The following is a 9,655-nucleotide window of genomic DNA, read 5'->3' as shown; positions in this document are numbered from 1 at the left end:
CCTGGCCTCCCCTATTCTCGTCTCTTAGGAGGTCGATATGAACGAACTGATGAAGATCCTGGGCCAGGCCGGCACTGCCGCCACCTTCGACCAGATCAAGATCCAGATGGCCTCCCCGGAGCAGATCCGCTCCTGGTCCTACGGCGAGATCAAGAAGCCGGAGACCATCAACTACCGCACCTTCAAGCCGGAGCGGGACGGCCTGTTCTGCGCCCGCATCTTCGGGCCGATCAAGGACTACGAGTGCCTGTGCGGCAAGTATAAGCGCATGAAGTTCCGCGGCATCATCTGCGAGAAGTGCGGCGTCGAAGTCACACTGCAGAAGGTGCGCCGCGAGCGCATGGGCCATATCGAGCTGGCCTCGCCCGTCGCCCACATCTGGTTCCTCAAGTCCCTGCCCAGCCGGATCGGCCTCATGGTCGACCTGACGCTGAAGGAGCTGGAGAAGATCCTGTATTTCGAGAGCTACGTCGTTCTCGACCCCGGCACCACCGACCTGAAAATGCACCAGCTCCTGTCCGAGGACATGCTGGAGGCCAAGCAGGACGAGTATGGTGACGAGTTCCGCTTCGGCATCGGCGCCGAAGCCATCAAGCAGATCCTGCTGGGCATCGACATCCAGGCCGACAAGGTCCGCCTGCGCGCCGAGTTGAAGGAGACCACCTCCGAGGCCAAGCGCAAGAAGCTGGTCAAGCGCCTGAAGCTGATCGAAGCCTTCGGTGAGAGCGGCGCCCAGCCGGCCTGGATGATCCTGGACGTCGTCCCGGTCATCCCGCCGGAGCTACGTCCGCTCGTGCCATTGGACGGCGGCCGGTTCGCGACCTCCGACCTGAACGATCTGTATCGCCGGGTCATCAACCGCAATAACCGCCTGAAGCGCCTGATCGAGCTGCGCGCGCCGGACATCATCGTGCGCAACGAGAAGCGCATGCTGCAGGAATCGGTGGACGCGCTGTTCGACAACGGCCGCCGTGGCCGCGCCATCACTGGCGCCAACAAGCGTCCGCTGAAGTCGCTGTCCGACATGCTGAAGGGCAAGCAGGGCCGCTTCCGCCAGAACCTGCTCGGCAAGCGCGTCGACTATTCCGGCCGCTCGGTCATCGTCGTGGGTCCGGAGCTGAAGCTGCACCAGTGCGGCCTGCCGAAGAAGATGGCGCTCGAACTGTTCAAGCCGTTCATCTACTCCAAGCTGGAGAAATACGGCCACGCCACCACCATCAAGGCCGCCAAGCGGATGGTGGAGAAGGAGCGCCCGGAGGTTTGGGACATCCTCGAGGAGGTGATCCGCGAGCATCCCGTGATGCTGAACCGCGCCCCGACTCTGCATCGCCTCGGCATCCAGGCGTTCGAGCCGGTGCTGATCGAGGGTAAGGCGATCCAGCTTCACCCGCTCGTCTGCACCGCCTTCAACGCCGATTTCGACGGCGACCAGATGGCCGTCCACGTGCCGCTCAGCCTCGAAGCCCAGCTCGAAGCCCGCGTGTTGATGATGTCGACCAACAACATCCTCAGCCCGGCGAACGGCAAGCCGATCATCGTGCCGTCCCAGGACATCGTGCTCGGGCTGTATTATCTCAGCCTCGAAACCGCGGCGTTCCGCGAGACCGACGACAAGAAGACGACGGCGTTCGGCACCATCGGCGAGATCGAGTTCGCGCTCGCCGCCAAGGCCGTGCATCTGCACGACAAGATCCGCGCCCGCTACGACACGGTCGATGCAGATGGCAATCTGTCGCGCAGCATCGTCGTCACCACGCCGGGTCGTATGCTGATTGCGCAGATCCTGCCGAAGCATCCGAATGTGCCGTTCTCCCTGCTCAACCGCCAGTTGACCAAGAAGAACGTCTCGGACGTGATCGACGCCGTGTATCGCCATTGCGGCCAGAAGGAATGCGTGATCTTCGCCGACCGGCTCATGGGGCTGGGCTTCGGCCAGGCCGCCAAGGCCGGCTTGTCCTTCGGCAAGGACGACCTGATCATCCCCGACAACAAGTGGGAGCTGATCGGCAAGACCAAGGACGAGGTAAAGGAGTTCGAGCAGCAGTATCAGGACGGCCTGATTACCGCTGGCGAGCGCTATAACAAGGTCGTCGACAGCTGGTCGCGCTGCACCGACGAAGTGGCCGCCGCCATGATGAAGGAGATCAGCAAGCAGGAGGTGGGCAAGCCCACCAACAGCGTCTGGATGATGTCCCACTCTGGCGCCCGTGGCTCGCCGGCCCAGATGCGCCAGCTTGCCGGCATGCGCGGCCTGATGGCCAAGCCGTCCGGCGAGATCATCGAGCAACCGATCATCGCGAACTTCAAGGAAGGCCTGACCGTGCTGGAGTATTTCAACTCCACCCACGGCGCCCGGAAGGGCCTGGCCGACACCGCGCTGAAGACCGCCAACTCCGGCTACCTCACCCGGCGTCTCGTCGACGTCGCCCAGGACTGCATCATCCACGAGGAAGATTGCGGCACCGAGCGCGGTCTGACCGTGAAGCCAGTGATGGATGGCGGTGAGGTCGTCGCCAGCCTGTCCGAGCGTATCCTGGGCCGCACCACGGCCGAGGACGTGATGGACCCGATCGCGGGCACCATGCTGCTGGCCAACAACTCCCTCATCGAGGAGACGGAGGCCGAGCTGATCGAAAAGGCCGGCGTGGAGCAGGTAAAGATCCGCTCCGTGCTGACCTGCGAGGCGGCAACCGGCGTCTGCGCCCATTGCTACGGCCGCGACCTGGCCCGTGGCACGCCCGTCAACATCGGCGAAGCGGTGGGCGTCATTGCCGCCCAGTCGATCGGCGAACCCGGCACCCAGTTGACCATGCGCACCTTCCACATTGGCGGTGCCGCCCAGCGTGGCGCCGAGGTCTCCAACGTCGAGGCCAGCCATGACGGCACCATCGTGGTGAAAAACCGCGTGGTGGTGGAGAACAGCTCGAAGATCCAGGTCGTGATGTCGCGTAACTGCGAGATCGTGCTGGCCGACGACAAGGGCCGCGAGCGCGCTCGCTTCCGCGTGCCCTACGGTGCGCGCCTGCTATCGGACGACGGCCAGGCCGTCACCCGCGGCATGAAGCTGGCCGAGTGGGACCCGTACACCCTGCCGATCATCACCGAACGTGCCGGCACCGTCGAATACCTCGACCTGCTGGACGGCGTGACGCTGATCGAGAAGGTGGACGAAGTCACCGGCCTGACATCGCGCGTGGTGGTCGACTACAAGCAGATGACCAAAGGCGTCGACCTGCGTCCCCGCCTGCAACTGAAGGACGAGAAGGGCGATGTGCTGAAGCTGCCGAACGGCACCGAGGCACGCTACTTCCTCAACCCGGACTCCATTCTGTCGGTCGAGAACGGTGCCGTGGTGCATGCCGGCGACGTGCTGGCGCGTATTCCGCGTGAGGGCAGCAAGACACGTGACATCACCGGCGGTCTGCCGCGCGTGGCCGAGCTGTTCGAAGCCCGGCGTCCGAAGGACAACGCGGTCATCGCCGAGACCGATGGCCGGGTCGAGTTCGGCAAGGACTACAAGGCGAAGCGCCGCATCATCGTCAAGAACGACGAGACCGGTGAGGAAACCGAGTACCTCATCACCAAGGGCAAGCACGTCTCGGTGCAGGAGGGCGACTTCGTCCGCCGCGGCGACCCGCTCGTCGACGGCCCGCGCGTGCCGCACGACATCCTCAAGGTGCTGGGTGTCGAGGCGCTGTCCGACTATCTGGTCAACGAAATCCAGGACGTCTATCGACTCCAGGGGGTGAAGATCAACGACAAGCACATCGAGGTGATCGTTCGCCAGATGCTGCAGAAGGTCGAGATCACGGATCCGGGCGACACGACCTTCCTGACCGGTGAGCAGGTGGACCGCGTCGAGTTCGATGCGGAGAACGGCAAACTGCAGAAGGACGACCGGGTGGCGCATGCGACCCCGGTGCTGCAGGGCATCACCAAGGCCAGCCTGCAGACCCACAGCTTCATCAGCGCCGCCTCCTTCCAGGAGACGACGCGGGTGCTGACCGAGGCCGCGACAGCGGGCAAGGTCGATACGCTGAACGGGTTGAAGGAGAACGTGATCGTTGGGCGTCTGATCCCGGCGGGCACCGGCAGCGTGATGAACCGCCTGCGTCAGGTGGCGATGAACCGCGACCAGGGCCGGGCACTGCCGACCCAGGAGACACCCCAGATCACCGGGCGCCAGGCGGCCGAGTAACGCCGCTACACCAGACGAGATCGGCGAGGGGGCTTCGGCCCCCTCGTTGCGTTTTGAAGCCCTTACAGCCCCGTTGGGCGCCTCTGTAACCTTGACGCAGCCACTTGTACTAGCGAGTACTTGCGAGTACCAGCGTGGGACCTGTACGCCCCCGCTCTGCTGAGTCCCCGGCAAGACATGGCAGGCATTCGCCGCCGCATGGAAAGTTAAGTTCGCGGCTGTTGCGCTTGACTCCGCCTCTCCCGCCTCATACAACGCGCCCCTCGGCAGACCCCTGGGTCCGCTGAAAGTTTGCACCAGAGTGTGCGGTGCCGCCTCCCAAACCAGGGAAGCCAAGGCCGGATGCAGTATGGACACCGCGCGGGTGGGCATCGCCTCACTCCGTGCGGTTTTGGTTTGACGACGAGCGTGGGCTCGTCGGTGGATGAGGAACGAGAGGCCGTATGCCGACCATCAACCAGCTCATCGCGAACGGCCGTGAGCCGGCTCCGAAGCGTAACAAGGTTCCGGCGCTGCAGTCCTGCCCGCAGAAGCGCGGCGTCTGCACTCGCGTCTACACGACCACGCCGAAGAAGCCGAACTCTGCCCTTCGTAAGGTCGCCAAGGTGCGCCTGACGAACGGGTTCGAAGTCGTCAGCTACATCCCTGGCGAGGGTCATAACCTGCAGGAGCACAGCGTCGTGCTGATCCGCGGCGGGCGCGTGAAGGACTTGCCGGGCGTGCGTTACCACATCCTGCGCGGCGTGCTCGACACGCAGGGTATCGCCAAGCGTCGTCAGCGTCGTTCGCTGTACGGCGCCAAGCGGCCGAAGTGAGGGTAGAGCGATGAGCAGACGCCGCCGCGCGGTCAAGCGCGATATCCTGCCGGACGCCAAGTTCGGCGACACCGTCATCACGCGTTTCATGAACGCGCTGATGTATGACGGCAAGAAGTCCAACGCCGAAGGCATCGTCTACGGCGCCCTGGATGTGCTGAAGCGTCGGGGCGGCCCTGCGGCCGACCCGGTGCAGATGTTCCATTCGGCGCTGGACAACGTGAAGCCGGCCGTCGAAGTGCGCTCCCGCCGGGTCGGCGGCGCCACCTACCAGGTGCCGGTCGAAGTTCGGACCGAGCGTCGTCAGGCGCTGGCCATCCGCTGGCTGATCGACTCTGCCCGCAAGCGCGGCGAGCACACGATGGAAGAGCGGCTGTCTAACGAGTTGAACGATGCCGTGAACAACCGCGGGTCCGCGGTAAAGAAGCGCGAAGATACCCATCGGATGGCCGAGGCGAACAAGGCCTTCAGCCACTACCGCTGGTAACGAACCCCACCACCCCAACTGAACCCACCCCTCATCTAGTCTGATCTCAGGGCGGGGCGACGGAGCAAGACGATGGCCAAGGCGAAATTTGAGCGGAACAAGCCGCACTGCAACATCGGCACGATCGGCCATGTGGACCATGGCAAGACCTCGTTGACGGCAGCTATCACCAAGATTTTGGCGAAGAGTGGCGGCGCGACATTTACCGCCTATGACCAGATCGACAAGGCACCTGAGGAGCGGGCTCGTGGCATCACGATCTCGACCGCCCACGTCGAGTATGAGACCGCGAACCGCCATTACGCTCACGTGGACTGCCCGGGCCACGCCGACTACGTGAAGAACATGATCACGGGTGCGGCGCAGATGGACGGCGCGATCCTGGTGGTGTCCGCCGCCGACGGCCCGATGCCGCAGACCCGCGAGCACATCCTTCTGGCCCGCCAGGTTGGTGTGCCGGCGCTGGTCGTGTTCATGAACAAGGTCGACCTCGTGGATGACCCCGAGCTGCTGGAACTGGTCGAGATGGAGGTCCGCGAGCTGCTGTCCTCCTACCAGTTCCCCGGCGACGATATCCCCATCATCAAGGGTTCGGCCGTCATGGCCCTGAACGACAAGAACCCCGAGCAGGGCGAGAACGCCGTGCTCGAGCTGATGGCCGCCGTCGACGCCTACATCCCGCAGCCCGAGCGTGCGATGGATCGTCCGTTCCTGATGCCGGTGGAAGACGTGTTCTCCATCTCCGGCCGCGGCACCGTGGTGACCGGCCGTGTCGAGCGCGGCATCGTCAAGGTTGGCGAGGAGGTCGAGATCGTCGGCCTGAAGGACACCGTGAAGACCATCGTCACGGGCGTTGAGATGTTCCGCAAGCTGCTGGACAGCGGACAAGCCGGTGACAACATCGGCGCCCTGCTGCGTGGCACCAAGCGTGAGGACGTCGAGCGCGGCCAGGTTCTGGCAAAGCCGGGTTCGATCACCCCGCACACCCAGTTCAAGGCCGAGGCCTATATTCTGACGAAGGAAGAGGGTGGCCGTCACACGCCGTTCTTCACCAACTATCGTCCGCAGTTCTACTTCCGCACGACAGACGTCACCGGCGTGGTGAAGCTGCCCGAAGGCACCGAAATGGTGATGCCGGGCGACAATGTGTCGATGGATGTGGAGCTGATCGCGCCGATCGCCATGGATGACGGCCTGCGTTTCGCTATCCGCGAGGGTGGCCGGACCGTTGGCGCCGGTGTCGTTGCCAGCATCCAGAAGTAAGACCCGTTTTGGGTCGGATCGCGAACTGAGAAGAAGTCATGGATAGCCAGAACATCCGCATTCGCCTGAAGGCGTACGATCACCGCGTGCTGGATAACAGCACGCGGGAGATCGTGAATACGGCGAAGCGTACGGGTGCGCGGGTTCGCGGTCCGATTCCGCTGCCGACGCATATCGAACGGTTCACCGTGAACCGCTCTCCCCACGTGGACAAGAAGAGCCGCGAGCAGTTCGAAATTCGGACCCATCGTCGTCTTCTGGACATCGTGGAGCCCACACCGCAGACGGTGGACGCGCTGATGAAGCTCGACCTCGCCAGCGGCGTGGACGTCGAGATCAAGCTGTAAGGGATCGGGATAATGCGAACCGGTCTGATTGCGAAGAAGCTGGGCATGACCCGGGTCTTCAAGGAAGACGGCACTCACGTGCCCGTCACCGTGCTGCACCTGGACCAGGTGCAGGTTATCGACGTGCGCACCCAGGAGCGGGACGGCTATACGGCCCTTCAGCTCGGCTGGGGCCGCGCCAAGGTGAAGAACGTAAGCGAGCCGAACAAGGGCCACTACGCCCGTGTGAAGGTCGAGCCGAAGCAGCGCGTGCGCGAATTCCGCGTCGATGCCGACGCAGTGCTGGAGAGCGGTCAAACGCTGTCTGCCGCGCATTTCGTCGTCGGCCAATGGATCGACGTCTGCGGCATCACAAAGGGCAAGGGCTTCGCCGGTGGCATGAAGCGCTGGAACTTCCGTGGTTTGGAGGCCTCCCACGGCGTGTCCGTCAGCCATCGTTCGCATGGTTCGACCGGCAACCGTCAGGATCCGGGCAAGACCTTCAAGAACAAGAAGATGGCCGGCCATCTCGGCGTCGAGCGTGTCACCACCCTGAACCTTCAGGTTGCGGCCATCGATGCGGACAAGGGCCTGCTGATGGTGCGTGGCGCGGTGCCGGGCAGCAAGGGTGAGTTCGTGACGGTGCGCGACGCCATCAAGAAGGCACGTCATGCCGACGCGCCGTTCCCGGCCGGCCTGTTGCAGAGTGCGGCAACGCCCGCGGAGACGACGGATGCAAGTTGAGATCAAGACGCTGGACGGCGGTAGCGCCGGCCAGCACGAACTGCCGGACGCGATCTTCGCGCAGGCGCCGCGGGCCGACATCATGGCTCGCGTCGTCCATTGGCAGCTCGCCAAGCGCCGCTCTGGTAACCATTCCACCAAGGGCATGGGCGAAGTCTCCGGCACGACGAAGAAGCCCTACAAGCAAAAGGGCACCGGCAACGCCCGTCAGGGCAGCTTGCGCGCGCCGCAGTATCGTACCGGTGGTCGCGTGCATGGCCCGGTCGTTCGCAGCCACGAATACGACCTGCCGAAGAAGGTTCGTCGTCTCGGGCTGATCAGCGCGCTGTCGCAGAAGCAGGCCGAGGGCAAGCTGGTCGTGCTGGACGCCGCCATCGGCAGCGACGGCAAGACCAAGTCGCTGAAGGCCAAGCTGGCCGGCCTGGGCTGGACCTCGGTTCTGGTGGTGGATGCCGCCGTCGACCAGATGTTCCTGCGCTCCGCCGCCAACCTGCACCGCATCGACATCCTGCCAACCGCAGGCGCCAATGTGTATGACATCCTCGGCCACGACGTGCTGGCGATCACCACGGCCGGCGTTGCCGCGCTGATGGAGCGTCTGTCGCCGACCAAGGCCGAGCCGGAGGAGATCGCAGCATGAGCGCCGCTCAGGTTTTGGTCGCCCGTAAGAAGGCGGCCACGATGTCGAAGGAGACGATGTTCAACATCATCCGCGCTCCCGTTATCACCGAGAAGGCGACGATGCTGGGTGACAAGAACCAGGTCGTGTTCCGTGTCTCGCTCGAATCGACCAAGCCCGAGATCAAGGCGGCGGTCGAAGCGCTGTTCGGCGTGACCGTCCTGGGCGTGAACACGCTTGTCCAGAAGGGCAAGACGAAGCGTTTCAAGGGTCGGCCCGGCGTCCGCTCGGACGTGAAGAAGGCGATCGTGCAACTGACGCCGGGGCAGTCGATCGACTTCTCCGCGCGGCTCGCGTGAGGCGCTAGCGATGGCATTGAAGAATTACAATCCGGTCACTGCGAGCCTTCGCGGCACGGTGCTGATCGACCGCAGCGAGCTCTGGAAGGGCAAGCCGGTCAAGACGCTGACCGAGGGCAAGAACAAGACCGGCGGCCGTAACAACCACGGCCGCACGACCAGCTTCTTCCGCGGTGGCGGACACAAGCAGTCATACCGCTACGTCGATTTCAAGCGCCGCAAGTTCGGCGTGCTCGGCACGGTGGAACGCCTGGAATACGACCCGAACCGTTCGGCCTTCATTGCGCTGATCCGGTACACGGATAACGAGCTGGCCTATATCCTGGCCCCGCAGCGCCTGAAGATCGGCGACGCGGTGATCGCCGGGCCGAAGGTCGACATCAAGCCCGGCAACGCGATGCCGATGGGTGCGATCCCGGTCGGGACGATCATCCACAACATCGAGATGAAGCAGGGCGCTGGCGGCAAGATGGCGCGCGCCGCCGGAACCTTTGCCCAGCTTGTCGGCAAGGACTCCGGTTACGCGCAGATCAAGCTCACCTCCGGTGAGCTGCGGATCGTGCGGGCCGAGTGCATGGCGACGGTGGGTGCGGTGTCCAACCCGGACAACCAGAACCAGTCGCTGGGCAAGGCCGGTCGCGCCCGTTGGCTCGGCCGCCGCCCGCATAACCGAGGCGTCGTGATGAACCCGGTCGACCATCCGCATGGTGGTGGTGAGGGTCGGACCTCCGGTGGCCGTCATCCGGTCACGCCGTGGGGCAAGCCGACCAAGGGCTACAAGACACGTGAGAACAAGCGGACCGACAAGCTGATTATTCGTCGCCGTCCGAAGGGGAAGCACTGA

9 protein-coding genes are annotated in these 9,655 nt (G+C 64.2%); all 9 read left to right on the top strand.

Annotated elements, in window-relative coordinates; genetic code table 11:
• Positions 1-37 precede the first annotated feature (37 nt).
• The 9 genes from rpoC to rplB all read left to right on the top strand — a co-directional run bounded on the left by rpoC (position 38) and on the right by rplB (position 9,655).
• On the top strand, positions 38-4,198 hold the full coding sequence (gene rpoC, locus GSQ76_RS29065) for a DNA-directed RNA polymerase subunit beta' (protein WP_158747564.1): 4,161 nt from the start codon (positions 38-40) through the stop codon (positions 4,196-4,198).
• A 443-nt stretch (positions 4,199-4,641) separates the two neighbouring features.
• Positions 4,642-5,013: a 30S ribosomal protein S12 gene (gene rpsL / locus GSQ76_RS29060; RefSeq protein ID WP_158747563.1), complete on the top strand. Its 372-nt coding sequence runs from the start codon at positions 4,642-4,644 to the stop codon at positions 5,011-5,013.
• 10 nt (positions 5,014-5,023) lie between these two features.
• Complete coding sequence (rpsG, locus tag GSQ76_RS29055; protein WP_158747562.1) at positions 5,024-5,500, top strand: 30S ribosomal protein S7; 477 nt, start codon at positions 5,024-5,026, stop codon at positions 5,498-5,500.
• Positions 5,501-5,572: 72 nt separating this feature from the next.
• Positions 5,573-6,763: an elongation factor Tu gene (gene tuf, locus GSQ76_RS29050; protein WP_158747561.1), complete on the top strand. Its 1,191-nt coding sequence runs from the start codon at positions 5,573-5,575 to the stop codon at positions 6,761-6,763.
• Between the two features lie 38 nt (positions 6,764-6,801).
• On the top strand, positions 6,802-7,110 hold the full coding sequence (gene rpsJ / locus GSQ76_RS29045; protein ID WP_158747560.1) for a 30S ribosomal protein S10: 309 nt from the start codon (positions 6,802-6,804) through the stop codon (positions 7,108-7,110).
• A 12-nt stretch (positions 7,111-7,122) separates the two neighbouring features.
• On the top strand, positions 7,123-7,833 hold the full coding sequence (gene rplC / locus GSQ76_RS29040; RefSeq protein WP_158747559.1) for a 50S ribosomal protein L3: 711 nt from the start codon (positions 7,123-7,125) through the stop codon (positions 7,831-7,833).
• Entirely contained in the window at positions 7,823-8,473 is a 651-nt protein-coding gene (rplD, locus tag GSQ76_RS29035; RefSeq protein WP_158747558.1) for a 50S ribosomal protein L4, read from the top strand. The genes rplC and rplD overlap by 11 nt, the downstream gene beginning before the upstream one ends.
• 41 nt (positions 8,474-8,514) lie before the next feature.
• Complete coding sequence (locus GSQ76_RS29030; RefSeq protein ID WP_158747659.1) at positions 8,515-8,811, top strand: 50S ribosomal protein L23; 297 nt, start codon at positions 8,515-8,517, stop codon at positions 8,809-8,811.
• A gap of 10 nt (positions 8,812-8,821) precedes the next feature.
• Positions 8,822-9,655, top strand: coding sequence for a 50S ribosomal protein L2 (gene rplB / locus GSQ76_RS29025; protein WP_158747557.1), 834 nt, complete (start codon positions 8,822-8,824; stop codon positions 9,653-9,655).

The sequence above is a fragment of the Acidisphaera sp. L21 genome (assembly GCF_009765685.1).
Classification (GTDB): Bacteria; Pseudomonadota; Alphaproteobacteria; order Acetobacterales; family Acetobacteraceae; genus LMUY01.
Note: the sequence above shows the minus strand (reverse complement) of the source record. Positions and strands in the feature narration are given on the sequence as shown.